Origin of the sequence: Novosphingobium sp. HR1a, assembly GCF_015594425.1 — a bacterium.
GTDB classification, from domain to species: Bacteria; Pseudomonadota; Alphaproteobacteria; order Sphingomonadales; family Sphingomonadaceae; genus Novosphingobium; species Novosphingobium resinovorum_A.
This window is the reverse complement of record NZ_JABXWS010000090.1, coordinates 131,271-156,343: the sequence shown is the minus strand read 5'-3', so window position 1 is coordinate 156,343 and position 25,073 is coordinate 131,271. Positions and strand designations below refer to the sequence as shown.

At 66.4% G+C, this 25,073-nt stretch carries 21 protein-coding genes; 6 read left to right on the top strand and 15 right to left on the bottom strand.

Annotated features, from left to right (window positions below):
• Genes HWN72_RS23765 through HWN72_RS23740 form a run of 6 tightly spaced genes read right to left on the bottom strand, consistent with a single transcriptional unit; the run spans position 1 to position 7,651 of the window.
• A complete protein-coding gene (locus tag HWN72_RS23765) occupies positions 1-936 on the bottom strand; it encodes a phosphoribosyltransferase family protein (RefSeq protein WP_036525126.1) in 936 nt (311 codons plus the stop codon).
• On the bottom strand, positions 936-2,408 hold the full coding sequence (locus HWN72_RS23760) for a hypothetical protein (protein WP_036525129.1): 1,473 nt from the start codon (positions 2,406-2,408) through the stop codon (positions 936-938). Before HWN72_RS23760 ends, HWN72_RS23765 begins: the two co-directional genes overlap by 1 nt.
• Positions 2,405-3,544: a glycosyltransferase gene (locus HWN72_RS23755; RefSeq protein WP_051586777.1), complete on the bottom strand. Its 1,140-nt coding sequence runs from the start codon at positions 3,542-3,544 to the stop codon at positions 2,405-2,407. Before HWN72_RS23755 ends, HWN72_RS23760 begins: the two co-directional genes overlap by 4 nt.
• On the bottom strand, positions 3,541-5,682 hold the full coding sequence (locus HWN72_RS23750) for a Wzz/FepE/Etk N-terminal domain-containing protein (protein ID WP_036525132.1): 2,142 nt from the start codon (positions 5,680-5,682) through the stop codon (positions 3,541-3,543). The genes HWN72_RS23755 and HWN72_RS23750 overlap by 4 nt, the downstream gene beginning before the upstream one ends.
• Before the next feature lie 41 nt (positions 5,683-5,723).
• Positions 5,724-6,992 carry an outer membrane beta-barrel protein gene (locus tag HWN72_RS23745; RefSeq protein WP_036525135.1) on the bottom strand — a complete coding sequence of 423 codons (1,269 nt, stop codon included), beginning with the start codon at positions 6,990-6,992 and terminating at the stop codon, positions 5,724-5,726.
• Positions 6,992-7,651, bottom strand: coding sequence for a sugar transferase (locus HWN72_RS23740; protein WP_008828990.1), 660 nt, complete (start codon positions 7,649-7,651; stop codon positions 6,992-6,994). Before HWN72_RS23740 ends, HWN72_RS23745 begins: the two co-directional genes overlap by 1 nt.
• Positions 7,652-8,029: 378 nt before the next feature.
• On the opposite strand from HWN72_RS23740, the gene HWN72_RS23735 reads away from it, so the two are divergent.
• Positions 8,030-8,635: a polysaccharide biosynthesis/export family protein gene (locus HWN72_RS23735; RefSeq protein ID WP_211151560.1), complete on the top strand. Its 606-nt coding sequence runs from the start codon at positions 8,030-8,032 to the stop codon at positions 8,633-8,635.
• Positions 8,636-9,132: 497 nt separating this feature from the next.
• On the top strand, positions 9,133-9,834 hold the full coding sequence (locus HWN72_RS23730) for a response regulator transcription factor (protein WP_036525138.1): 702 nt from the start codon (positions 9,133-9,135) through the stop codon (positions 9,832-9,834).
• A gap of 73 nt (positions 9,835-9,907) precedes the next feature.
• On the opposite strand, the gene HWN72_RS23725 is transcribed toward HWN72_RS23730, so the two are convergent.
• From HWN72_RS23725 to hisD (HWN72_RS23710), 4 genes are all read right to left on the bottom strand, one after another.
• A complete protein-coding gene (locus HWN72_RS23725) occupies positions 9,908-10,621 on the bottom strand; it encodes a 2OG-Fe(II) oxygenase (RefSeq protein WP_036525141.1) in 714 nt (237 codons plus the stop codon).
• Positions 10,618-11,688 (bottom strand): bifunctional DNA-binding transcriptional regulator/O6-methylguanine-DNA methyltransferase Ada, encoded by a 1,071-nt coding sequence (gene ada / locus HWN72_RS23720; RefSeq protein ID WP_211151559.1) that lies wholly within the window; start codon positions 11,686-11,688, stop codon positions 10,618-10,620. Before ada ends, HWN72_RS23725 begins: the two co-directional genes overlap by 4 nt.
• 197 nt (positions 11,689-11,885) lie before the next feature.
• Complete coding sequence (locus HWN72_RS23715; RefSeq protein WP_008828985.1) at positions 11,886-12,650, bottom strand: SDR family NAD(P)-dependent oxidoreductase; 765 nt, start codon at positions 12,648-12,650, stop codon at positions 11,886-11,888.
• A 93-nt stretch (positions 12,651-12,743) separates the two neighbouring features.
• Positions 12,744-14,075: a histidinol dehydrogenase gene (hisD, locus tag HWN72_RS23710; protein WP_008828984.1), complete on the bottom strand. Its 1,332-nt coding sequence runs from the start codon at positions 14,073-14,075 to the stop codon at positions 12,744-12,746.
• A 229-nt stretch (positions 14,076-14,304) separates the two neighbouring features.
• Here hisD (HWN72_RS23710) and HWN72_RS23705 point away from each other — a divergent pair, with 229 nt between their 5' ends.
• The 3 genes from HWN72_RS23705 to HWN72_RS23695 all read left to right on the top strand — a co-directional run bounded on the left by HWN72_RS23705 (position 14,305) and on the right by HWN72_RS23695 (position 17,511).
• Entirely contained in the window at positions 14,305-15,318 is a 1,014-nt protein-coding gene (locus tag HWN72_RS23705) for a LacI family DNA-binding transcriptional regulator (RefSeq protein WP_008828983.1), read from the top strand.
• Positions 15,319-15,446: 128 nt separating this feature from the next.
• A complete protein-coding gene (locus HWN72_RS23700; protein WP_008828982.1) occupies positions 15,447-16,217 on the top strand; it encodes an HpcH/HpaI aldolase/citrate lyase family protein in 771 nt (256 codons plus the stop codon).
• The gene (locus HWN72_RS23695; protein ID WP_069709365.1) at positions 16,207-17,511 is read left to right on the top strand and encodes an amidase; all 1,305 of its coding nucleotides are present in this window, start codon (positions 16,207-16,209) and stop codon (positions 17,509-17,511) included. The genes HWN72_RS23700 and HWN72_RS23695 overlap by 11 nt, the downstream gene beginning before the upstream one ends.
• A gap of 256 nt (positions 17,512-17,767) precedes the next feature.
• Here HWN72_RS23695 and HWN72_RS23690 read toward each other — a convergent pair whose 3' ends face one another.
• Positions 17,768-20,047 (bottom strand): TonB-dependent receptor, encoded by a 2,280-nt coding sequence (locus tag HWN72_RS23690; RefSeq protein WP_036525149.1) that lies wholly within the window; start codon positions 20,045-20,047, stop codon positions 17,768-17,770.
• A 261-nt stretch (positions 20,048-20,308) separates the two neighbouring features.
• Complete coding sequence (locus HWN72_RS23685) at positions 20,309-21,355, bottom strand: LacI family DNA-binding transcriptional regulator (protein WP_211151558.1); 1,047 nt, start codon at positions 21,353-21,355, stop codon at positions 20,309-20,311.
• Positions 21,356-21,528: 173 nt separating this feature from the next.
• On the opposite strand from HWN72_RS23685, the gene hisD (HWN72_RS23680) reads away from it, so the two are divergent.
• A complete protein-coding gene (gene hisD / locus HWN72_RS23680; protein WP_008831445.1) occupies positions 21,529-22,824 on the top strand; it encodes a histidinol dehydrogenase in 1,296 nt (431 codons plus the stop codon).
• Between the two features lie 343 nt (positions 22,825-23,167).
• Here hisD (HWN72_RS23680) and HWN72_RS23675 read toward each other — a convergent pair whose 3' ends face one another.
• The 3 genes from HWN72_RS23675 to HWN72_RS23665 form a co-directional block, all read right to left on the bottom strand.
• Positions 23,168-23,422 carry a hypothetical protein gene (locus HWN72_RS23675; protein ID WP_036525343.1) on the bottom strand — a complete coding sequence of 85 codons (255 nt, stop codon included), beginning with the start codon at positions 23,420-23,422 and terminating at the stop codon, positions 23,168-23,170.
• A 105-nt stretch (positions 23,423-23,527) separates the two neighbouring features.
• On the bottom strand, positions 23,528-23,842 hold the full coding sequence (locus HWN72_RS23670) for a hypothetical protein (RefSeq protein ID WP_008831447.1): 315 nt from the start codon (positions 23,840-23,842) through the stop codon (positions 23,528-23,530).
• Between the two features lie 190 nt (positions 23,843-24,032).
• Entirely contained in the window at positions 24,033-25,067 is a 1,035-nt protein-coding gene (locus tag HWN72_RS23665; RefSeq protein WP_008831448.1) for a cupin domain-containing protein, read from the bottom strand.
• Positions 25,068-25,073 lie beyond the last annotated feature (6 nt).

Here is a 25,073-nt window from a genome sequence, read left to right as displayed (position 1 = left end):
CTACCCCGCTCGCAGCACGCGCGAGACCATCCGGCCGACACGCGCGCGGAACCGGCGCGGAGCCAGCGTATGGCGGATCGCCTGCGGGTTCATCATCCCCGGCATCAGCATCTGCGGGCCCTGAAGGCTGAGCACGGGTTTGCCGGACAGCCGCGCAATGTCGCGGGCCTGCGGCAGTTCGCTCTCCACGAACAGGTCGCAGGCGGCTTCGCGATAAACTTCCGCCTTGAAACTGCCGTGTGCCCGCAGGCGGCGCCGCGCGGCGGCGTCGGGGAGGTCGAGCATCCGGAGCTGGCCGTAACGGACGCCGTGACGGTCCAGCCAGTCCTCGGTCGGCGCACGGTACTTCTCCAGCCGGCTGGTCACCAGCATCGCGATCTCTCGGCGGGGTCGATGGAGCGGCACGGCGCTGGCGAGGAAGTTCAGGTAGCGGGCGCCGTCGTCGTTCTCGCGCTCGGTCGGATCGACGCAGAGCACGCCGTCAATGTCGAAGCAGGAGCGCGAGACGATCGGATGATGCAGCACGTTCCACTCGAAAACGCGTGGTTCCGGGACGGTCTCGAACACGAAGTCGGCGCCGCCGGACTTGCCCGGCACGCCGTAGACCGCCGCGAAGGTGATGCGACAATCGAGGTGTGCCAGCTTCGCACGCGCCTCCTGCATGGAGGCACCGGTGCGGCAACTGTCGTCGATAACGAGGACGTGGGCGAACCGGGAGACGGCGCCTTCCTCGCGCCGGGTATGGCCGGAGGAGAGCAGCCGCCCTTGCGCAAAACCATCGATGTCCGCCAGCGGCAGGTTGCGCGCGAGAGCGACCATCGAGGCGGGCAGCATCCCGCTGCGAGGCACGCCCACGACGAGGTCGATGTCGTGCGGCAGCCGGGAAAGGCCACGCCAGACATCGCGGTAGAGGTCGTTAATCGAGCGGAAATGCATCAGGCGGAACCTCCGGAAGATCGTGCAGTTGCAACGGCTTGCGGCGGCGACCCTGAGATTTTGCGGCTGACCAGTATCGCCAGGTCGGGCTTCCTCACCACGTGCGGGATCATCCGCCTGAGGCCGAGCGCGGCGCCTGCGAAGATCGCGAAGCTGGTGCCTGGGTGGCTGTTGGGGGAGGACACCGCTGCCGGGATCAGGATGATCGGTGCCGTCACCGCGCAGGCCCGCATCACCGCGATCATCGCCTCGTGCCCACTTGCGGCCACGGTGGCGCCGATCGGGCGCACCACGCTGATGAGATACCACACGAAAGTGCCGATCCCGATCACGCCCATCGTACCAAGGATCGCCATGAACAGGCTCGACGAACGGAAACTGCCCGGCCCGATGCCGAGACCGCCCGAGGCGATGAAGGCGGTCACCCCCTGCATGGCCCAGAACAGGCGCTGCTGGCCGGAGGTGCTGGCGCCCTTGTCGACGGTCATGTGGACGACCATCTGCCCGATTTTCGCTGCCATTCCAGGCACAACCGCGATTGCCACCGCCACCAGGAACACCAGCGCGACGAGCGCGGCGGCGGCCTGCCGGAGCCGCTGCGGCTGCGCTCCGGCCGGGAACAATGCGGCGCGCCCGGCGAAGAACGCGGCGTAGCAGGCGAGGCCGACGTAGGCGGTGCTGGAGGTGCTGAGGAACAGGACCCCGCCCAGCAGGAGCGCGGCCGTGCCGGTGTGGCGTGCCCAGACCGAGCGATACCAGCACTCGGCGTTGAACACGAACCAGCCGAGCGCGAAGGCGGCCCAGCCGGAGGCTTCGGGGAAAAGCCCGTCCACCCGGTTAAATCCTTGATAAGACTGATCAAGCTGGGCGTAGGCGCCGTTGCGGAACAGCGCGAAGACGTCCTGCACCCAGGTGCCCTTGGTCTGCGAGGCGATCAGGCCGGTCAGCGCGTGGACCCAGCCGATGACGACGCCGCCCTTGACCAGAGCCTCGATTCCGCCCGCCGTACGCACCGCCACATAGGCACTCAACGTGACCATAAGGGCACCCAAGAGGTACACACAGGCTGTGATGTTCTGCGAAGTCGGCTTCAACGGCACCGTATCGAACAGGCTACGCGCATCATCGAAGCGCATCGGCGCGACATCGATCTGCCCGGCGAAGATGCGCGGCGCGACCAGCGCGGCAACCATGCCGTAGAGCGTGAAGAGCACGAGCGGGAAGTTGTCCTTCACCCCGTCGCGCCACAGTTCGAAATAGCCGCCGCTCGGCATCAGCACGCGCAGATAGACGAAGACCAGCGCGAACTGGATCGGCGGTATCGAGCTGTTGCCCAGCGCCGGAACCGTCAGCGCCGCCGCCCCGCCGAACAGGCCCGAGGCCATCAGGAACAGCAGCATCGCGGGCATCGAGCGGAACAGCAGCACGAAGCCGATCACCAGCTGCACGAGGCCGACGAAAGTGAAGCTCATGACAGTTGCCCCACCGCCGTAAGGATCTTGCGATCGAAATGCTCGGGCGCGAAGCGGTTGGACTGCGCGACCGCGACGCTCGGGTCGAATTCGGGAAGCCAGCGCTCGAACCGCTCGATCCCGTCGACCAGCGAGTCCGCCGTCTGTCGTTCGAAGAACAGGCCGGTCTCGCCCGGCACCACGCTGTCGAGCACGCCGCCGCGCCCGTAGGCCAGCACCGGGCGGCCCGAGGCCATGGCCTCCACCGGGACGATGCCGAAGTCCTCCTCCGCCGTGAACACCAGGCCCCGCGCCCGCGCATAAGCCTGCCGCAACTCGTTGAACCCCAGCCGCGAGACGAAGCGGATGTTCGGCCCGGCGACGCGCTTGAGCCTGGCGAGCATCCCGCCGTCCCCCACCATGAGCAGCGGCAGTCCGGTGCGGTTGAACGCCTCCACCGCAAGGTCGGGGCGTTTGTAGGGCACCATCTGGCCGACCCACAGGTAGTGATCATCGACGTCGAGGCTGGGGGTGAAGATGCGCGTATCGACCGGCGGGTGGATGACCTCGGACTCGCGCCGCCAGAACTTGCGCACGCGCTCGCGGATGAAGCTGCTGTTGGCGACGATCGTGTCCACCCTTGCGCTGGACGACATGTCCCATTGCCGCATCCGGTGGTAGATCAGCGGCATCGCCGCGCGGGCGATCGGATTGGCGTCCTTGCGGTAGAGGTGGTAGTGATCCCACAGATACCGCATCGGCGAGTGGCAGTAGCACAAGTGCTGCGCATGGGGGCTGGTGATCACCCCCTTGGCCGGCCCGCTCTCGCTGCTGATGACGAGGTCGTAGCCGGTCAGGTCGAGATGCTCCAATGCCATCGGCATCAGCGGCAGGTAATACTGGTACAACCGGCGCGAGAACGGCAAGCCGTTGATCCAGGTCGTCGTCACGTTGGCCTTGCGGATGCTCTCCGACATCCGGCTTTCATCGTAGACGTGGGTGAAGACGTCCGCGCCCGGGAACAGGCCGAGCAGCCGCTCCAGCACCCGCTCCCCGCCGCGCATCGACACCAGCCAGTAATGGACGATGGCGACGCGCGGTTCGCTGAACCGGGTGTGCCGTCCCGCCATCGGGGGTTCGGCCAGGTTCAGTGTCATGCGTAATAGGCCTTGTATTCACGGTAGAAGTAGGCCGGGTCGGAGTAGCCGAAGAGGCGCTTGCGGCGCATGTCCATCCGGTTGATCGTCACGCCCACGACGTTGACGCTCTCACGCGGCAGCATGCCCAGGGCCGAGCGCGCCGCCCCCTTCATCGTCTTGCGCCAGCGCACCACAAGCACTGTCGCGTCGGCCATTCCGGCGAGGGTGCGGCCCGCCGCGATCGGCAGCACCGGCGGCAGGTCGAGCACGACATAATCGAAGCAGGCGCGCAATTCCTGCAGCAACCGGGTGAAAGTCTCGCCCGTCAGCAGCGTGTCATGGGCAAGGTCGGAAGGCTTGACCGGCAGGACACAGAGCCCCGATTCCCCGGTCACCAGCGCATCGGCGAGCGAAACCTTGCCCTCCAGCACTTCGATCAGGCCGGGATGCTCGGGCGAGAGGCGCAGCAGCTTGCTGACACCGCGCCCGCGCAAATCGCAGTCGACGAGGATCGCGCCGCGCCCGCTGACCGCCAGCGTCTGCGCGAGGCAGGAGGCCACCGTCGTCTTGCCCTCCTTGGGGAGCGCCGAGGTCACCGCTATGATCTGCGCCGGGCCATAGACCGCCTGCTCGATCGAGGTGCGCAGCGAGCGGAACGATTCGGCGAAGGCGGAGCGCGGTTCCTGCGTGATCGCTGGCACCTCGCGCCGCGACTTGCGGCTGACCGAAGCGAGCAGCGGGATCGCGCCGAGGTAGCGACTGCCCAGTCCCTGCTCGACTTCGTCCGACGTCGTCACGCCGCGGAACAGCGCCTCGGCGACGTAAGCGGCGGCAAGCCCGGCGCCGAGGCCGATCACCAGCGCCAGCAGCATGTTCATGGGAATGTTGGGCGAGCTTGGCAGCAGCGGCACTTCGGCCAGCGACAGCACGCGGGCGTTCGGCCGCTGGGTGCCGTCCTGCGCGATCAGCTGGCGGTAGCTGTTGAGGTAGGTCTCGTACATCGCCTGCGAGGACTGCGCGGTGCGCTCCAGTTCATCGAGGCCCACCATTGCCGCGTTGTTGCGCGCAAGGTTCCCGCGCGCCGCACCGAGGCTGGAGCTGAGCGAGGCGAGGCGCTGGTCCGCCACATCGCGCTGCGCCTGCAGGTTGGACATGATGCGGGTAATCTCGTTCCTGATGTCGCTGCGCACTTCGGCGAGTTCGCTCCGGCTGCGCACGAGCTGGGGATGATTGGGGCCGTAGCGCGCCTGCATGTTGGCGACCTCGCCGCCGATCTGCGATTCCCGCGCGCGCAGCGAGCCGATCACGCCCGAACCGAGCGCCTCGCCCACGTCGTCGCCCGCCGATCCCGAGCGCAGCTGCGCCTGCGCCGTCGCGAGCCGCGCTTGGCTCTCGGCCGCCTCGGCGCGGGCCTTGGTGACTTCCTGGTTGTAGCTGGAAATCTCCTGCTCGGTCAGCGAGGCACCCGAAGTGCTCAAGAGGCCGTTGGCGATGCGGTAGCGCTGCAGCCGCTCGGTATCGGCGTGGGCCTGCTGGCGCAGTTGCTCGAGCCGGGGCGCGACCAGCTTGGCGGTTTCGGTGTTGCTCTCGTGCGCGGCCTTGACCTCGATCTGGGTGAACTGCTGCGCATACATGTTGGCGACTTTCGCCGCGTCCTGCCCGTTCGGCGCCTTGAACGCGACCTTGAGCGCATAGCTCTCGCCGCTGCGCACGGCCGAAACGTTATTCTGGTACGTGGTGACGATCTCGGCCTGCTGGGCCGCGCTCTTGCCGTCGAGGACGCCGAGTGCGGAAGCGACACGCTGCGCAAGGTCGCGCGATTTCAGCGTCTCCACTTGCGTATCGACATAAGAGCTGTTCGGCGAAGGCCCGGCCTGTCGCCCGGCGCTTGCCGCGGCCTCAGGCGTGTCGGTCGGCGCCAGCAGGCTGACGACCGCCTCGGCCGTGTACGTGATCGGCATCGAGAAGGTCACCGCCGCGCCGATCGCCAGCGCCGCCCCCGTGACCAGCGCGATCAGCCCCGATCGGCGCCGGAAGAACGCCATCGACCCGCCAAGGTCGACGCGCGCCGACGGCAGCATGAGCGATTGCCCGGGCGCCAGCGCAAGATCGCGCGGATCGGGACCGGCACTGATAATCTGGTGTGCACTGTTCATTGTCTGCTCCTGCCCTTCCGGCCGCTGGAGATGGTGGCGCCTCAGATCGCGATCCGGGCTCCCACTCGAACGGCTGCCCCGTCGTATTCCCTTGGATTGATGCCTGACCCGCGCTGCCGCCGCGCACTCACGCCGACGAAGGCGGCGATGCGGGTGGAGATCGTGCGGGTCACGGTAGCCTCGCCGAAGACGCGCGATTCGCGGCGGTCGAAGCCTTCGTATTCGTTGCGCAGGAACCCGGCCTCGATCCCCACCAGCGTCCGGCTGCCGAGCGCGATGGAGGCGTTGCCGACCAGCGTGGACTGCAGGACGGCGGAGCCCAGCATCAGCGGGCTGCGCTCCACCGTGCGCTCGCCCTTCAGTTCGAAGCGGGTGCGTGCGGTGGGGGTCCACTTGACGCTGACGTGGTAGTCCATCGCGCCGATGTCCGGGCGGGCCGGATCGCGGGTGTCCTGCTTGACGTAGCCCAGCGCCGCTTCCGCCGTCACCAGGTCCGTTATCCGGTAGCTGACGCCGCCGACCACGGAGAAGCCCTTGGAATTGCGGCCGGTGCCGATGTCGTAGGCCAGCCGGTTACCGGTCGCCCTCACGAACAGACCGAAGGTGTCGGAGCGGCGATAATCGACCCGGAAGGTCACGGCATCGCGCCTGACGTCGCGGAAGGACTGGTCGACCGGGAGCCCGTTCTGGCGCGCGTCGTTATAGTCCAGCTTGCGCGAACTGACGCCGATCTGCCACTCGATGATGCCGCCGCCGCGCGACAGGCGCAGGCCGCCGCCGTACTCGTTGTAGGATACCGGGCGGTCGGTGAAGAACTGGTCGCCGAAGGTGCCGCGCCGCTCGATCCTGCGCGCGACGCCGAAGTCGCCGTCGAGCACGAAGCGGTCCGCGAAGTCCAGTCGCCCGCCCGCCGAAAGCGACCACTGGTTGCTGTTCTCGGCGCTGGTGTCGAGGTAGCGGCGGCCCTCGGCGGCGGCGTCGAAGTGCAGCGCGTGGCGGGAAAAGTCGCTCTGCAGGCTGACGCTGGGGCGCACCACGGCGACACCGTCGTCTATCTTGCTGCGCTGGTTATAGATGTTGGTGTCGTAGCGCAGGTCGAAGTTGACCCGGGGCAGCACCTTCATCGTGCCGATGCGGATGCCCTCGGCATCGGTCTGCTCGACCACCGATTCGGGCACTTCCACCGGATAGTCCTGTGCCCGCGCGGTGCCCGACAGGAACGCGGGCACGAACGATCCGGTGAGCCAGAGCGCGGCGGCGCGCTGGAAGCGTTTTCGCCCCAGACCGGTTGGCGCAAATGCCAACCGCATCAGCAGGACCCTCGCCCGGAAGCGACGGCGGGGATGGTCGCGGCAAGGATGCGGGCATCGTAGGCAAGCGTTCGCGCGCGGGTGTAGCGAATGTCGGCGGCGATGCGGCGGCGATAGGTCACGCTGCTGCGCCCCGAGACCTGCCACAACCCGGTCAGACCCGGCCGCACGGCAAGGTAGTGATGGATGTAGCGCCCGTAACGCGGCATCTCGTCCACCACGATCGGGCGGGGTCCGACGATGCTCATCTCCCCGCGCAGAACGTTGAACAGCTGCGGCAGCTCGTCGAGGCTGGTGACGCGGATGATCCGGCCGACGCGGGTGACGCGCGGGTCGTTCGGCAGCTTGCGATCGCGCTCCCACTGCGCGCGCAGATGCGGGTTCTCGCGCAGGATACCGTCGAGACTGCGCTCGGCGTCGAGCTGCATGGAGCGGAACTTGAAGCACGGGAAGCCGCGCCCGTTGCGGCCCACCCGGCGCTGGGCGAAGATCACCGGCCCCGGCTGGTCGACCCAGATCGCAATGGCGACGATGATGAACAGCGGCAGGAAGGCGATGATCGCCAGCGAGGCGATGGCGATGTCGAACGGCCGCGCCAGCACGTGATCGGGCTGCGCCAGCAAGTCCCAGCAGTCCCAACGCGAGCGGGCGCCCGGCACGATGGGCGCCAGCTGTGTCGCTTCCTCCCGTTCGGTGCTACTCGGCGAATACGCATCCGAGAAGGATTCGTGTATCCGAGCCTGAGTCCCGGCCGAATTCCCATCCATGGAAGATACCTCTCTGCGTCGCGATAACCGAAGGACCGGATCTCTTTTCGTTTCCGTACAAAGAGAACTGATCACGATTGTCAGAGTGACGGCATCGATGGCCGGCAGGCAAACGGTCATAAGACGTAAACCCACCTACCCCTTTCGGACTATCGGCCCGGAACTTACTGATTTTTCTTCACAACCTAAGAGGTATGGAACCGCGACGGTACTTGGATAGGATTGCCTCTCACCCCGACTTTGAGCCGGGGATCTCGCAAGGAGGGTGAAATGATCCAGGAACTTTTCAGGCCTCGCACACGCCGCTGCACGCATATTTCCGCGGCTTTGCTGGCGACGGTGCTGGCCGCCGGATGCGCGACTCAGAACTATCCGCTTGTCGACGTGTCCGAGGCGAACGCACGGGCCAGCCAGGGCATGCGCCTGGACGCCGGCGACAAAGTGCGCGTGACCGTGTTCGACGAGCCGACACTGACCGGCGAGTACGAGATCGGCACCGCAGGCGCGGTGACGATGCCGCTCATCGCCGACGTCGCGGCCGCCGGCAGCACGCCTGACCAGATGGCAGGGGCCATCACCGCCAAGCTGACCCAGGGCGGCTACGTACTGAACCCGCATGTCGCGGTGGACGTCATGTCGTACCGGCCGTTCTACATCCTCGGCGAAGTCGGCAAGCCGGGCGAGTATACCTACGCCGGGCAGATGTCCTTGCTGCAAGCGATCGCCAAGGCGGGCGGTTTCACGCCCCGCGCGAACAAGGCCACCGTCGTCGTCCTGCGCAAGAGCTGGGGCGGAGGCCGCAAGGTCGTCGTCGGCGATCCGGCCCTGATCATCATGCCCGGCGACACCATCACCGTGAATGAATCGATGCTCTAAGAGGCTCTTTGCGAAAATGCCCGGAAGGGCATTTCGTAAGCGGCACCGGCCCGCTCCCCCTCCCGACCGCCCATCGGCAGTATCCTGCGGGCGGTCGGGAGGGGGAGCGGGCCGGTGCCGCGAAATTCGTTTCCAACGAATTTCCAAACAGGCTGCGAGTGTCCCGCGATGAACCGTTCATCGCAAATATCGGCAATTTCGACGTGAATCGCTAAAAACACTGAAAAATGCCAATGTAGCCACCCAGCAAGACCAAATATGGTTATGTACGTAAACAGCTTTCGAAAGATATACATCGGCCTCAACCGGCCATGGGTATTTTGAGGACCTGAAAAAAGTACATAATGGATTTGGGAGAAAGCCGCGCCTGAATATTTGGGACGCCGGATGTCGTCTTGTACCGTCGATTGACAGGACTGACCTCGAAAGGCCGCACTTGAACAACACTCCGGGCATTGAGGAATCGATGCCCGGGTTGGGACTCGGAAGGGTGACCGTTGGGTATTTCAGTCTCTATTATCAACCCCAGTTCGATTTCTCGCGAGGGGCTCCGACGCATCATCCTCGATGGCGGCATCGAGGTCGTATCGACTTCCGCCAGCGTCGATGACTTGCCCGAATTGCCCGACCGCAGCGATCATCTGGTCCTGGTCGACATGCCCAGCCTGGCCGACCAGCTCGATTCGCTGCAACGGCTGGCCAGCCGCGACACCGTGAGCGCGCTGATCCTGGCCGAGAAATTCGACCTCTCGTCCATGCTCAACTGCTTCGACCATGGCGCGCAGGGCTATGCCGTGAAGGACATGCCGTGCGACACCCTGATCGCGCTGCTGCGCCTGGCGGCACTGGGGCACAAAGTCATCCCGCCGGACGTCGCCGACATGCTGCGGCGCGAGGACTTCCGGATCGCGATACCCGAGGCGCGTGACGACCTGACCGGCCTGCAGAACACCGGCCACGGCGGTGGGTCGAAGCTGTCCCAGCGTGAAAACGACGTGCTGTGCTGCCTGATGGCCGGCTATTCCAACAAGCGCATCGCCCGCAAGCTCTTCGTGACTGAGGCGACGGTCAAGGTTCACGTGAAGGCGATCCTGCGCAAGCTCAACGTCGCGAACCGGACACAGGCGGCGATGTGGGCGACCACGCACGGCGTGCCCACCCTCGATGCGACGATGACGGCGCCCTCGATGGGGAATTGATCGCTTTGCCGGAGCATGGCCGCCTGCCCCCACACCGCCGTCATTGCGAGCGTAGCGAAGCAATGACGAAGCGTCAGGCCGCGTCGTGGAAGATGATCCCCAGCGTGTGACGCCTGCCCGAACGCAGCGTGCTGACACCATGCCGCAGCGTGACACGGTAGTCGCCCCGCGTGCCCCGCTGCGGGCGCTGGTTCACCGCGAACAGGACGCCGTCGCCCTTGCCGAGCGGCACGACCGATGCGCGTGATTGCATGCGCGGACGCTGCTCGGTCAGTACGAACTCGCCGCCGGTGAAGTCCCTGCCGGGCTGCGACAGCAGCACGGCGACCTGCAGCGGAAACACGTGATCCCCGTAGAGATCCTGATGCAGGCAATTGTAGTCGCCCTCGCCATATTCCAGCAGTAGCGGCGTCGGCCGCCTCTGGCCCGCTTCGTGACACCTTGCGAGGAAACTCGCGTGATCGGCGGGGAAGCGCGCCGCCATGCCCATTCGTTCGCTCCACCTGTTCGCGATCGGCGCGACATGGGGATAGAGACAGATGCGCGCCGCTTCCACCAGCGGGGGCAGCGGGTAGGCGAAATAGCGATACTCGCCCTTGCCGAACCCGTGCCGCGCCATGTGGACGTGGCTGCGGAAGGCGCCTGTTGGTCCGTACATACCAGCCACGGCGTCGCATTCGGCGTCTGCGAGCAGGCCGGGCAGCACCGCCCAGCCTTCCCGGTCGAGATCGCCCGCGATCGCATCCCAGTCGTAGGCGTCGATCCGCGTACTCGGAAAAGCGCTCACGCCCCGCCTTCCAGTTCGATGAGCCTGCGCTTGCGCTCCACGCCCCAGCGATAGCCCGACAGCGAACCGTCATTGCGGATGACCCGGTGGCAGGGGATGGCGATGGCGATGCGATTGGCCGCGCAGGCTCCCGCAACCGCGCGCGTGGCGCTGGGCGAGCCGATGCGGCGCGCGACTTCGGCATACGTGACGGTCTCGCCCGCCGGGATTTCGCGCAGCGCCTGCCAGACGCGCTGCTGGAAGGCGGTGCCCCGCACGTCGAGCGGCAGGTCGAGGCCGATGTCCGGCGCCTCGACGAAGCCGACGACCCGTGCCACCGTCCGCTCGTAACCGGCATCGGCGCCGACCAGTTCCGCGCGGGGAAAGCGGTCCTGCAAGTCGCGGACCAAGTCCTCGGGGTCATCGCCAAGCAGGATCGATGCCACCCCCTTGTCGCTGGAGGCCACCAGGATCGCGCCCAGAAAACATTGCGCCACCGCGAAGTGGAGCACCTCGTCGGCCCCGCCGTTCCTGTAGCGGCCGGGCGTCATGCCCAGCATCGCGCCCGACTGCTCGTAGAACCGGCCGTTGGAATTGAACCCGGCGTCGTAGATGGCGTCCGTCACCCGGCCTCCTGCGGCCAGAGTGTCGCGTACCTTGCGGGCACGATGGGCGCTCGCATAAGCCTTGGGGGTCAGGCCGGTCTGGGCCTTGAACAGGCGGTGGAAGTAGCCGGGGCTCAGTTCCACCGCCGCCGCCAGGTCATCGAGCGAAGGCGGCTCGTCCGACGCCTCGATCAGGCGGCAGGCCTGCTCGACCAGCGCGGCATTCCCGGCTTCCTGCGACGCGCCTTCCGGGTTGCAGCGCCTGCAGGGCCGGCACCCGGTCGCGCGGGCACTCTCCAGCGTGTCGTGCAGCGTCACGTTGCGGGGATTGGCGGTCCGCGAGGGGCAAGAGGGGCGGCAATAGATGCCGGTGGTCGCGACCGAGTACCACAGCGTGCCGTCGGCGCTCTTGTCGCGGGCGACGACTTGCGCCCAGCGCGGATCGTCCGCGGTGTCGTCGATAGGTGTGTCTGCGTTTGTCATGGCCCCATTCTGCCAGCCCGCAGGTGAAACGCGCTCTGTTTCCTGCTTTCAAATTCGATATGGGGCCTTCGTCGCTGCCATGCGAGGCTTACGGCGGGACTCTGGAGCAGAAATGGCTGCCCCATAAGGGGAGGTTTGATTACTCCACCCTTCGTCATTGCGAGCGCAGCGACGAAACACGGTAGGGCGACAACACCCTAGTCGGCGGTCCAGCCGCCGTCCACGACGAGGCTGGTCCCGGTCATCAGCGCCGAGGCGTCCGACGACAGGAACAGCACCGCTCCCATCAGGTCTTCCACTTGACCCAGTCGGCCGATCTTGATCTTCGCCAGGACGCTGGCCTTGAACGCCGCGTCCTCGAAGTACGGCCGGGTGAGCGGCGTCTCGATGAAGGTCGGCGCGATCGTGTTGGAGCGAATGCCGCGGGGCGCAAGGTCGAGCGCCATCGCCTTGCTCATACCCTCCAGCGCCCATTTCGAGGCGCAGTAGAGCGAGCGGTTCGGGCCGCCGACATGGCCCATCTGCGATCCCATGTGGATCAGGCTGCCGGTTTCCCCCGCCGCCATCATCCGCCGCGCGCAGGCCTGGGCCACGAAAAAGGCGCTCTTGACGTTGAGGTCGAGCACCGCGTCGTAATCCTCGACGCTCACTTCCCACATCGGCTTGGGCCGGTTGGTCCCGGCATTGTTGACGAGGACGTGGAACGGCTCTTGCCCGGCGAAGAAGGCATCGACTGCGGCAAGGTCCGACACGTCGAGCGTTGCGGCTTGCGCCTTGCCGCCCAGCGCGGTGATCTGCGCCGCAGCTGCCTCGATCTCGCCTGCGGTACGCGCCACCAGCGTGACATCCGCCCCCGCTTCGGCCAGCGCAGCGGCGGCGGCAAGGCCGATGCCCCGGCCCGCACCGGTGACGACCGCGCGCCGCCCGTCGAGGCGTAGGCTGGGAGTTCTGGGCAGGGTCATCGCATCGTCCTCATGTCTTTCCAAATCGCCGCATCGGCGAACGGGGCCAACAGAGACGGCCCCTGCCGCCCTGTCCACCCCGTTCATGACCGATCAGGCCGCCGTGGCCGGGGTCGGCTCCGCCTGCCCGGCATAAGGCACGTCACGCCCGCCGAAGCGGCGCACGCGGATGTTCGCCTGCTCGCCATGCCCGGCGAAGCCTTCCAGCGCGCAGAGGCGGCTGCAGTATTCGCCGATCAGCGCCGAGGCCTCGTCAGTGAGGACGCGCTGGTAGGTGCAGGTCTTGATGAACTTGCCGACCCAGAGCCCGCCGGTGTAGCGCGCCGCCTTTCTGGTGGGCAGCGTGTGGTTGGTGCCGATCACCTTGTCGCCGAAGCTGACATTGGTGCGATTGCCCAGGAACAGCGCGCCATAATTGGTCATGTGCTGCAGGAAATAGTCCGGGTCGGCGGTCATCACCTGCACGTGTTCGGAGGCGATCTCGTCGGCAACGCGGACCATTTCCTCGTAGCTGTCCGCCACGATCACCTCGCCGAAGGTCTCCCACGCCTTGCGGGCATGGTCGGCCGTGGGCAGTATCTGCAGCAGGCGCTCGATCTCGGCCATCGTCTCGCGCGCGAACTTCTCCGAATTGGTGAGCAGGACGCCGGGGCTGTCCGGGCCGTGCTCGACTTGCCCGAGGATGTCTGTGGCGGCCATCTCGGGGTCGCAGCCGATCTCGTCGGCGATGATCAGCGTTTCGGTCGGTCCTGCGAACAAGTCGATGCCGACGCGGCCGTAGAGCTGGCGCTTGGCTTCGGCCACGAAGGCGTTGCCGGGGCCGACGAGGATATCGACCGGGTCGATCGTCTCGGTGCCCAGAGCCATCGCGCCCACCGCCTGGATGCCGCCCAGCGCATAGATCGCATCGGCACCCGCCATCGCCTGCGCCGCGACGATCGCGCGCGCGGGCTTGCCCTGGAACGGGGGCGCACAGGTGATGACCCGCTTAACGCCCGCGACTTTCGCGGTGATGACCGACATGTGCGCGCTGGCCAGCAGCGGATACTTGCCGCCCGGCACGTAGCAGCCCGCCGAGTTCAGCGGCAGGTTCTTGTGGCCGAGCACGACGCCGGGCAGCGTCTCGACCTCGACGTCCTTCATGCTGTCGCGCTGGATCTGCGCGAAATTGCGCACCTGCGCCTGCGCGAATTCGATGTCCTTGCGCTCCTGCGCCGAAAGCGATTCCACGCAGGCGTCGATCTCGGCCTGCGAGAGTCGGTAGTCCTCGCGGTCCCAGTTGTCGAACCGGTTGCTCATCTCGCGCACGGCGACGTCGCCGCGCGCCTCGATATCGGCCAGCGCTGCCTCGACGATGTCACGCACCTTGCGGTCCGCATCCGCCTTCGCCTCTGCGGTCGCGCCGCGCTTGAGATAGATCGCCATTCGTCCTGCTCCTGCCCGGGCGGTCTGCCCGCTTGCTCTGCGGCGCCTGGGAATCGGACACCGATTGGTGTTTGAATACATATTCATCGATATATGCACAATATGCAAAATATTCGAACATATGGCCATTATATCGCCGCATTAACCTATGATCATGCATTCACTGAACGTACTCCACCCCCCGCGTAACGCCGTTGACCTCCCCCATGACCACTCGATAGGAAACGGCATGGAAATCGAGAAAGAGGCGATCACGTCCCTGGACGTCGCGCGCAGGGCCGGCGTGTCGCAATCGGCGGTGTCGCGCGCCTTCACGCCGGGCGCGAGCATCGCCGCGGACAAGCGCGAGCGGATCATCGCCGCCGCCGAGGAATTGGGTTACCGGCCCAATCCGCTGGCCCGCTCGCTACTTCGCGGGCGCTCTAACATCGTCGGCGTCGGCGTGGGCTACCTCACCAATCCGTTCTTCACCCAGACCCTGCAACTGCTGTCCGACGCGCTGGACGGCGCCGGGCTGCGCCTGATGCTGTTCCCGGCGCAAGGCAGTACCCGGCCCGAGCCCTCCATCCACGAAATCCTGCATTACCGGATCGACGCGCTGGTGCTGCTGTCCGTCAGCCCCTCCTCCACCCTGACCGAGCAGTGCCGCCGCGCGCAGGTGCCGGTGATCCATTACAACCGCACCACCCCCGCGCAGGATGCCTCCTGCGTGGTGGGCGACAACGAGACAGGCGCGAGGGCGATCGCGGCGCACCTGCTGGCCGGGCGTCACCGCCGCTTCGCCTTCATGGCGGGCACCGCGGATTCCTCCACCAACGCCCAGCGCGAGGCGGGATTCACCGAATACCTTGCCGAGCGGGGCGCACCGGCCCCGATCCGCGAGGATGGCGCCTTCGATTTCGATACCGCGATGGCCGCCACCCGCCGCCTGCTGCTGCGCAAGGACCGGCCCGAGGCGATCTTCTGCGCCAACGACACCATGGCGCTGGCCGCGATCACCGTCGCCCGCCACGAATTCGGGCTGGACGTGGGCCGCGAGATTTCGATCGCCGGGTACGACGACGTGCCGATGGCGGCATGGCCCGGCTTCTCGCTCACCAGCTATTCGCAGCCCGCGGCCTTCATGGTGGCGGAGACCCTGCGCCTGATCCTGTCCCTGCGCACCGATGCCGACCGGCACGAGCAGGTCGTCGCGCAAGGCTCCCTCGTCGTGCGCGGCAGCACCCGCCCGGTCGGCGCCTGACCGCAAATCTGATTGGCAGCAAATCCATTGACCGGGCAAGCCCTCGGGCTTACCGATGAATTCGAATTCATCGGAGAATGATCCATGGGAACTGCAACGCCGCACCGCGAATGCCACCGGGCTCTGTCTTGAACACGCCCGCGTTCCGTGAACGGCTGACCTCGGGCGAACTGCTGGTCGGCACGTTCGTCAAGACACCCTCGCCGATCGTCGCCGAAGTGCTGTCGCTCACCGGCCTCGACTGCCTCTGCCTCGATGCCGAGCATGCGCCGTTCGACCGCGCGACCATCGACGGCTGCGTAGCCATGACCCGCGCCATCGGCATGCCCAGCCTCGTGCGGATTCCGGTAGCGACGCCGGAGCAAGTGCTCAATGCGCTGGATTGCGGCGCCACCGGTGTCGTCGCGCCGCATATCCGCAATGCCGCAGAAGCCGCCGCCTTCGCCCGCGCCTGCCGCTTCGGCGCCGGAGGGCGCGGCTATGCCGGCTCCACCCGCGCGGCCTGCTACACGACGCGCCCAATGGCCGACCACTTGCGCCTGAGCGAGCGCGAAACCGTGGCCATCGCCCAGATCGAAGACCCCGAAGCGGTCGAGGACATCGACGAGATCGCCCGCGTCGACGGCATCGACTGCCTGTTCGTCGGCCGCGTGGACCTGACGGTGGGCTACGGCCTTGCCAGCCAGGACCATGAACGCGTCGTCGCCGCCGTCGAGCGCATCTGCGACGCGGGGCGCAGGAATGGCCGGGCGGTCGGCATGTTCCTCAGCCGGATCGAGGACGTGACCCACTGGCACGAACGCGGCGCCAGCCTGTTCCTGCTCGGCTCCGACCATGGCTTCCTTTTGCAGGGCGCCGCAGACCTTCTCGACAGGGCGCGCCGGTCCGTTGCCGTCTGATCTCGCGACAGGCCCTGATCCCGCGACGGGCAACGTGGAGGCAAGGCTGGACGCCTGCCTCGACCGCATCGGCGCCGAGGATCATCGCTGGAATGCGATGCTGGCGCTGAACCCGCACGCCCGCATGGCGGCGCGCGACGCGGACGCGGCCATGCGCCGAAGGATGCCGGTGGGGCCGCTCCACGGCATGGTGCTGGCGATCAAGGACAACATCGACATCGCAGGGATGGCGACCAGTTCGGGATGCCTCGCGCTCGAAGCCGCGATGCCGCTCGCCAATGCCACGGTGATCGACCGGCTTGTCGATGGCGGGGCCGTCATCGTCGGCAAGACCAACTTGTCCGAGTTCTCCTTCGAAGTGCGATCGCGCAGTTCGCTCGGCGGCGACGTCCTCAGCCCCTTTGCCCCGGCCACGACGGCGGGCGGATCGAGCGGCGGATCGGCGGTCGCAGTCGCGCGCGGCTTCGCGAGCGCCGCGATCGGCACCGATACCGGCGGCTCGATCCGCATTCCGGCGGCCTGCAATGGCCTTGTCGGACTGCGTCCCGCGCATGGCATGCTGCCGCTGGACGGCGTCGCGCCGCTGGCCCCATCCACCGACACCATCGGCCCGATCGCCCGCACCGTCGAGGATGCCCGCGGGCTCTATCTCGCGATGGGCGGCAAGATCCCTGCGGGAGAAACCGGGGCGCCGCCGCGCATCGGCGTGCTGCGCGCCGCCTTCGGCACCGACCCGAGGGTGATCGCCGCCTGCGAACGCGCCTTGCGAAAACTGGCGGACGGCGGGGCCGAACTCGTCGATCCTTTCGCGATCCCCGATATCGCGCAAATGCTGGCCGGTCCGCATATCGTCGACGTCGAATTCGCGGCCGCGTTCGACGCGTATCTTGCCCGCAATTTCGTGGCCGGGACCGCACCGCAAAGCCTCGCCGCCTTGCTCGAAGGCGGCCGATTCCTTCCGGAATACCGCCCGGTGATCCTCGATCGCCTGTCGCGCAGCGCGGAAGAGGCGCAGGCTGTCCTTGCCGCTCATCGCCGCCTGACCGACACCCTGCTGCGGGCCATGGCGGAGCACCGCCTCGACGGGCTGTTCCACCCGACCCTGCGCGTCATTCCCGAGGGTCTGGGCAATCCCAAGGTCGGCTGGGCTCCCGAACTGGCGCCTCGCACCGGCTGGCCCGCGATCAGCGTTCCGGCGGGCGCGCAGACCTGCCCTGTCGGTGTGGAACTGCTGGCTCCGACGGGCCGCGAACAGCTGCTGTTCGATCTCGCCCGCATGATCGAGCAGGCTTGACCGAACGCGCTTTGGTCGCCGATCGAGGTTCGCCCTACCCCTCGCCCCGCCCCTCGTCATTGCGAGCGCAGCGAAGCAATCCAGAGCAGTCTTGAGCCGCCCTGGATTGCTTCGCTGCGCTCGCAATGACGAACGGTGAGCAGGCAGGGCATTCGCAACCCGGCAAACAAGGAAGACGGCGCCTTCCCCGCCGGGAAAGCGCCGCCTCTTCACGCCGTGAAAGGGAAGGCTCCCGCCTCCCCCTTCCCTGCCATCGTCAGAACTTGGTGCCGACGCGGATGCCGTACGTGCGCGGTGCCGCGTAGGACACCTGGATGCGCTGGCGGCGACCGATCACGCCGCTCAGCAGCACCGCCTGGTTGCTCAGGTTGTCGCCATAGGCTTCGACGTAGGTGCGATCGTCCGGGCTGCTCCAGCGCAGCGAGGCGTCGAACTTGTCGTAGCTGCCCTGACGGTCCAGCACGGTGTTGCGGTCGGTGGTGTAGTAGCTGCTTGAATGCAGCCACGACCCCATCGGCGACAACATGCCCGCCGTGCCCAGATCGATGTCGTAGGATACCGCCAGCGTCGTCTTCAGCTTGGGCGACTGCGGAATGCGGTTGCCCTTCAGGTTGAGCGACACCGGATCGGTGCCATCGGAAAGTCCGTAGAAGTTGTTGCCGCTAATGTAGCTGGTGTACTCGGCATTCATCAGCGCCGCCGTGGCATCGATGTGCAGCGCCTGTACCGGATTCAGCCGCAGCGCCATCTCGGCACCATAGCTGCGCGCCTTGCCGGCAGAGCCGAAGTACGAGACCAGCGGCGTGTAGATGTTGATCTGCAGGTTACTGAACTTGTTGTAGAACACCGAGGCCTCGAACTGGCCCAGTCCGCCCAGGATGCGGCTCTTGAAGCCCGCTTCGTAGGCGTCCACCTTCTGCGGCGCGTAGGATTGCGGGATCAGCGGATTGCCACCGCTGTCGTTGACGCCGCCCGATGCGAAGCCGGTCGATGCCGTCGCGTAGATCATCGTGTTGCGATCGACGGTGTACTGCAGGCCCGCGCGCCAGGTCCAGCTGTTGAAGCTGGGCGAGCCGCTGGTGACGACATAAGGCGTCGTGAAATCGTAGGTGTTCGGCGGCGCGTCGGCGAAGTCGGAGAAGACGAAGCTCTTCTTCTCGTGCGAATAGCGGATGCCGCCGATCAGCTTCAGCTTGTCAGGCACGATCGCGTAGCTGGCCTGGCCATAGAAGGCGAGCGCCTCGACGCCGATGTCGGAGTCCGCACGGAAGCCGTTGGTCGTAGCGCCGGGCGCGGTGACCTTCTGCTGGTACGTCTCGAAGATGTCGTCCTTGAGGTAGTAGGCCCCGACGATCCATTCCAGCGGCGTGCGGCTGTTCGAGGCAAGCTGCACTTCCTGCGAGAACGCCTTCGAGCGGGTCTTCGGCTCCTGGATGCCCGAGCCGTAGCCATAGGCTTCGAAGACCTTGCTGGACTGGTCATTGTCGGCGCTGCGGTGAGCGGTGAAGTGCGTGTAGCCGGTGATCGAACTGACCGTGGCAAAGCCGAGGTCATAGGCGATCTTGCCCGAAACGTAGTCTTCGGCGACATGCTCGAACGGCTGGTAATCCCAGTCGTTGGTCCAGGCGCCGCCGGTCACAGGGGTGCCCACGTCACGGCCCGCCAGGTTCGGGCTGCCATTGGGGACGGAGGGGTTCACCGCCACGCCCGATCCATTGATCGACTGGTAGCCGGTGGACGTGTTGATGAGCGTACCGGCGGTCTTGTAGCCGTAGGAGCCCGCGCCTGCATCGTCGCGGCGCCAGGTCCCGGCATGGATGGTCACCTCGAGGCGGTCGTCGGGCTTCCACTTGAGCGAGACCCGCTGCGCGTTCTCGTTCAGGTCGTTGAGCACGATGCCCGGGGTCGTCGACTTGACGTAGCCGTCATGGCGCTGGAACACCCCGGCCACGCGCACCTGAAGGGTGTCGCTGACGGGAATGTTGACGAAGCCGTCGATGCGGGCGGAATCGAAGTTGCCCCTGTCGAGGTTGACCCCGGCCGCGAATTCGTCAGTCGGATCGGACGTCACGACGCTGATGTTGCCGCCGAAGGTGTTGCGTCCGTAAAGCGTGCCTTGCGGGCCGCGCAGGACCTCGACACGGGCGATGTCGAACAGCGGAATGCTCTGCTGCTGGGTGCGGCTCTGGTAGACGCCGTCGAGGTAGAACCCGATGACCGGGTCGGTCTGCGCGCTGACGAGGCTGGTGCGCACGCCGCGGATCGCCGGGAACGAGTCCGACCCTTGCGACCCCCAGGTGAAGCCCGGCGTCGCCAGTTCCACCTTGGACACGTTCTGCGCGCCTAGCCGCTGCAGGGCATCCCCCGAGAGCGCGGTGACGGCAACCGGAACGTCGAGCAGACGCTCGCTGCGCCGCTGCGCGGTAACGACGATATCGCCCGCCGAATTCGCGGATTCATCCGCCGCAGGCACGGTAGTGGTGGTTTTGGCGTCCTGCGCCATGACGGGCGCCGCCGCGAAAACCAGCGCCGCCAACGAAACTCCCTGGATCAAACGAGTGTGCATATTCATCCCTCAAATGCCCTCGAACTCCAGGAAAGGTATCTGCGACCCGCCCCTCTGTCCATGAATTTTTGCATTCGAAGTCATTTCGTGATCGAGCGGGTATATACTTGAGAACCATTTACCTTAAGTAAGACAAGATGCGATATTTGACGATGTTTTATAAAAACTTGAGGTATTATCGGTACATCAATCGAAATATCAAAATATATCACTTCCGTAATGAATAATAATTCAATAGCCTTCTACGGAAATTCGCGCACTGCTTCCCGCCTCCATCTGACCACTGAACAATCGCTGTTCAGGCGGAGCGGAGGCATCTTCGATACGCTTTATTAAAAGCTCGATGGCCGCCTCGGTCATCCGGCGCACGGGCTGACGGACCGTAGTGAGGTCGTATGCACCGAGTCTCGATGCACCCGAACCATCGAAGCCTACGATGGACAAGTCCTGCGGCACCGACAGACCCAGATCGATTCGCGCCGCGTCCATCGCGCCGATAGCCATCATGTCGTTGACGGCGATGATCGCCTCGCACCCTCTGGCGTGAAGTTCTGCCATCGCCGCATGGCCGCTCTCGTACGTGAAGTCGCCGCGGACTTCGGGCACCTCGGTGATCCCGGCCATGGACAGCGCCATCAGCGCGGCGCTGCGGCGCTCCTCGCCGACGTAGTTGTCCAGCGGGCCGGAGATCAGGCCGAAGCGCCGATGCCCCGCCGAGAGCAGGCGCCCGACCAGATCGCGCTCCCCCTCCCCCGAATCGCACCGCACCGAGGCGGCACCGCTGGCAACGCGATTATAGAGGACGACCGGCACGCGATGCTCGGCGAACTGCGCGACTTGCGCCGTGGACAGGCGCGCCGCCGAGATCACGCCATCGACCGAATGTCGCCAGATCTGGTCCAGCACGCCATCGACCTCGCTCTCCTGTGACAATGCGAAGAGCAGCACGCGAAAGTCCTTCTCGCTCAGCCGCGCGCCCAGTTCGGCCAGGACTTCGGGATAATAGAGGTTCGTGCGCGCAGCGATGATGACCGCCACGATGTTGGTCCGCTTCGAGATCAGAGCCTGTGCCAGCGCATTGGGCTTGTACCCGATTTCCGCCGCGACCTTGAGAATCAGTTCGCGCTTGGCAGGCGCGATCGACGCGTTCGGGGCGAAGCAGCGCGATACGGCTGACTGCGAAACCCCCGCGATGCGCGCCACGTCGTAGGACGTGGGACGGCGACCGTCTTCCATTCCGGTGGACTTGAGCTTCTTGGTCGATCGAGGCTTTGGCATGGAACGTCCGTAACTTGGCGCGAAACCCCGGTCTAGCGACGTAAAGGCGGCACCGCAAATGCAACGCAACAGCGGCGCTCGTTTTGCTGCGTGACATTTGAATTCGAATGCAATAAAACTGCATCCCGTCGCCCAGACCGACCCATCCAGACCAGTCCAACGGGAGCCCTTCCATGACCGATGCGCCGCACGGATTTTCCGAGACCACAACTTACATCAAGGCGCCCGCGCGCGACCAGATCACCGACAGTGGTGACGTCGCCGGCCTGGTCGCCCGCGTCCTTGCCGACGTGCGCGCCGAAGGCGATGCCGCCGTGCGCCGCTACTCCGCGCAGTTCGACAAGGCCGAACTTGACCGCTTCGAGGTCAGCTCGGCCGAGCGTCAGACCGCACTCGACGAACTCGACCCGCAGACCCGCGCCGACACCGAATTCGCGATCGACAACGTGCGCCGCTTCGCCGAGGCGCAGCTGGGCACGATCCTGCCGCTGGAGATCGAGCCGATCCCCGGCCTGCACCTCGGCCACCGGGTGATCCCGATCGACCGGGTCGGCGCCTATGTGCCCGGCGGCCGCTTCCCGCTGCTTTCCGCGCCGATCATGACCATCGTTCCGGGCAAGGTCGCGGGCTGCGCCGAAGTCGTCGCCTGCCTGCCGCCCAATGCCCACCGCGCGATGATCGCGGGCTGCCACCTTTCGGGCGCCGACCGCATCTTCCGCATCGGCGGCGCGCAGGCGATCGCGGCGATGGCCTACGGCACCGAGAGCGTGCCGCAGGTCAACAAGATCATGGGCCCCGGCAACGCCTTCGTGAACGAGGCCAAGCGGCAGGTCTTCGGCCCCGTCGGCATCGACCAGCTGGCAGGGCCTTCCGAGATCTTCGTCGTCGCCGATGCCTCGGGCGATCCCGAACTGATCGCCTGCGACCTGCTGGGCCAGGCCGAGCACGACGTGCGCACCCGCGTCGGCCTCATCACCACCGACCGCGCGCTGGCCGAGGCGACCGTGCGCGAGGTGGAGCGCCAGCTCCAGACCCTCGCCACCGCCAAGGTCGCGGCGGAATCCTGGGAGAACTACGGCGAAGTCGTGCTCTGCGCCGACGAGGCGGCGATGATCGCCTATTCCGATTTCGTGGCGGCCGAGCACCTTCAGGTCCACACTGCCGACCCGCACGGCTTCGCCAAGAAGCTGCGCAACTACGGCTCGCTGTTCATCGGCGAGAACGCCAGCGTGGTCTATTCTGACAAGAACGTGGGCACCAACCACACCCTGCCGACGATGGGCGCGGGGCGCTACACCGGCGGCCTGTGGGTCGGCTCCTACGTCAAGATCGCCACGCACCAGTGGCTGGAGGACAAGGCCGTCGCCGCCGTCGCCCCGCCGGCGATCCGCCAGAGCGGCAGCGAGGGCCTCGAAGGCCACCAGAAGGCCGCCGCAATCCGCTTCGACCGGCTGAAGCAGCCCGCCTGACACCCACCGTCGCGATGTGAGGGCGGCTCCGGGTGACCGGGGCCGCCCTTCGCGTGTCCGGCCGCGCAAGGTGACAGGGTTTACACGGTTTACACAGTCCTGGAGGAAAAGGTGTCACCTTGCGGCGGAAGCTGTCACCTTGTGCGCCAGATGTGTCACCTTGTGTGGAAAAGGTGTCACCTTGAACGCTGGAAGTGTCACCTTGCGACCTCGAAGGTGTCACCTTGCAAGGTCTAGTCGGAAGGCGGCGTGCTAGCTCGGGCGAAGTGGAAAACGGCATTCATGACGAATACCGTACCCACCCGGCTGTAGGAAAATGCCCGGTTCGCGCGCCGCGAACCCGTTACGAAACGTCCGGCCCCGCAGCCAGCGCCGCTTCGATTTCCTGTCCGGCAGCGGCCGCTTCGGCCGCGAGCTTGCGCAAGGCCTTCGCGGTATCCGCCAGAAGCCCGGCGCCGAGGGGACGCTCGGCGTTGATGAAACGGCGGATCGCCCGCTCGTCTATGCCCATGCGGCGCGAGAACGCCGTGGTGCCGCCAAAAAGCTGGACGCAATAGGCGAAGTGTTCGCGTTGCTCGTCGATCGAAGGTGCTGCCATTGTATCCGCCTGCTGGTTTGCCGATGCCGCCATACCCGATCTTGCGAACGAGGCAACACGGGTGCGAAGCCTGCAGACTTCGGGCGATCTGCGGGAAATCGCGGCCTAGTTGCCTTCCGCATCGACGGTGAACACCATGGGTTTGCCGCGGGAATCGGGGTCCCATCCCGCCAGCAATGCGGCCCGTACACCCCGCACCACGATCGCATCGCCGATCTGAAGGCGCCCTCGTTGCATGCCCTTGAGCAGCCGTTTGGGCGCCGGGAATTCCAGCAGGGCGCCGCGCTTGGTGTGCCTGCGCAGCAGGGCAACGGTCATCCCCCGCCAGCCATCGGCATCGCCCCACTGCGGCTCGCTGCGGAGTTCCCATTCATACTGAAGTCCATCGACCTCGACGCAGCCGGCTAGCTTGTTGCTCATCGCGGCATGCCTAGCAGGTCTCTGTCCGCAAACCACCCTCCAGTTCCGGAAAGGGCGATCGTCGCTGGCCGAAGCCGCCCTGTGCAGAGCAACAAGGAGCCTGCCCGGCGCGGATGGGAACGCCGGGCAGGCCAGAAGACATCGCCCGACCCATGCAGATGTACCGGGCGACGCGGGTGTTCCCTGAAAATCAGGCTGCGGCGCCAGACTCGAACAGCGGCCGCGCGACGTCCTCGCCGCCGCGCACCACGTAGGCCACGCAAGGGACCGAGGCGGTGTTGCGCAGGGCGCGGGGCAGGTCTACTGGCACGGTCAGGGTGTCGCCCGCGCCCATCAGGATTTCGCCGTGGTCCCAGCTCACTTCCAGCGTGCCGGAGTGAACGAAGATCACTTCCACCTCGCGGCGGCTGTGGCGCGGCACGTAGGCGCCGGTCTGGAGCGTCAGCAGGCGCAAGTTGAAGCCGTGCGCCCACCAACCGCTGATCGGGCCGGGGGCGAAGCCGTCTGCGGTCGCCTGCGGGACGATCAGCCCGGCTTCCTCGACGCCGGGTGCGGCCAGCGGCGAGGCCGGGTTGGCGGCGACGTCCGCGAAGCGCACCACGCATTCGGCCAGCTTTTCGAGCGGGGGCGTGCGCAGCTGCGCCAGGTCGTCCTCGCTCAGCGGGGCTTCCAGTTCGGCCTCACGCAAGGTGTAGTCGCCGTCGCTGGTGTCGATCAGGGTGCCGCCCTTGGTCAGCTTGAGGCCGAAGTCGGCGGCGGATTCGAACACAGCGGGCGCCCACGTGACCTTGCCGGGATCGTCCTGGCCGAGCACCACCCACAGGAAACCGACGCCCTCGTCCAGCTTTTCGAAGCCGCGGAACATGCGGGTAGGGACCGAGCAGACGTCGCCCGGCGCGATGTCGAGCGTGCCGTCCTCGCGGTTGGGGCCAAAGATAAGCCTCCAGTGGCCGGAGTGGACGACGAAGACTTCCGCCGTCTCATGGCTGTGCTGCGAGTTGACGCAGCCTTCTGGCTGGCGGGCAGCGCCGACGTTGAAGCCGTGCGGCTCGGTGATGTGGACGAACTGGTCGGCGCTTTCGGACACGCCCGCGCCGATGATCGTGAAGTTCTCCTTCTCGGTCGAACCCGGCGTGCGGGTATCGATGAAGGCGGTGCGGCAAGGCACGAGGTCTGCGTAGCGCACGAGGCGCTGGGCCATCGCTTCGCGAGTCCACTCGGTCACGTCATA

Excerpts from the sequence above, each read along its gene's own strand:
- HWN72_RS23765 (WP_036525126.1), bottom strand. The coding sequence starts at position 936 with ATGCATTTCCGCTCGATTAACGACCTCTACCGCGATGTCTGGCGTGGC.
- HWN72_RS23760 (WP_036525129.1), bottom strand. The coding sequence starts at position 2,408 with ATGAGCTTCACTTTCGTCGGCCTCGTGCAGCTGGTGATCGGCTTCGTG.
- HWN72_RS23755 (WP_051586777.1), bottom strand. The coding sequence starts at position 3,544 with ATGACACTGAACCTGGCCGAACCCCCGATGGCGGGACGGCACACCCGG.
- HWN72_RS23750 (WP_036525132.1), bottom strand. The coding sequence starts at position 5,682 with ATGAACAGTGCACACCAGATTATCAGTGCCGGTCCCGATCCGCGCGAT.
- HWN72_RS23745 (WP_036525135.1), bottom strand. The coding sequence starts at position 6,992 with ATGCGGTTGGCATTTGCGCCAACCGGTCTGGGGCGAAAACGCTTCCAG.
- HWN72_RS23735 (WP_211151560.1), top strand. The coding sequence starts at position 8,030 with ATGATCCAGGAACTTTTCAGGCCTCGCACACGCCGCTGCACGCATATT.
- ada (WP_211151559.1), bottom strand. The coding sequence starts at position 11,688 with ATGACAAACGCAGACACACCTATCGACGACACCGCGGACGATCCGCGC.
- HWN72_RS23715 (WP_008828985.1), bottom strand. The coding sequence starts at position 12,650 with ATGACCCTGCCCAGAACTCCCAGCCTACGCCTCGACGGGCGGCGCGCG.
- hisD (WP_008828984.1), bottom strand. The coding sequence starts at position 14,075 with ATGGCGATCTATCTCAAGCGCGGCGCGACCGCAGAGGCGAAGGCGGAT.
- HWN72_RS23705 (WP_008828983.1), top strand. The coding sequence starts at position 14,305 with ATGGAAATCGAGAAAGAGGCGATCACGTCCCTGGACGTCGCGCGCAGG.
- HWN72_RS23685 (WP_211151558.1), bottom strand. The coding sequence starts at position 21,355 with ATGCCAAAGCCTCGATCGACCAAGAAGCTCAAGTCCACCGGAATGGAA.
- hisD (WP_008831445.1), top strand. The coding sequence starts at position 21,529 with ATGACCGATGCGCCGCACGGATTTTCCGAGACCACAACTTACATCAAG.
- HWN72_RS23675 (WP_036525343.1), bottom strand. The coding sequence starts at position 23,422 with ATGGCAGCACCTTCGATCGACGAGCAACGCGAACACTTCGCCTATTGC.
- HWN72_RS23670 (WP_008831447.1), bottom strand. The coding sequence starts at position 23,842 with ATGAGCAACAAGCTAGCCGGCTGCGTCGAGGTCGATGGACTTCAGTAT.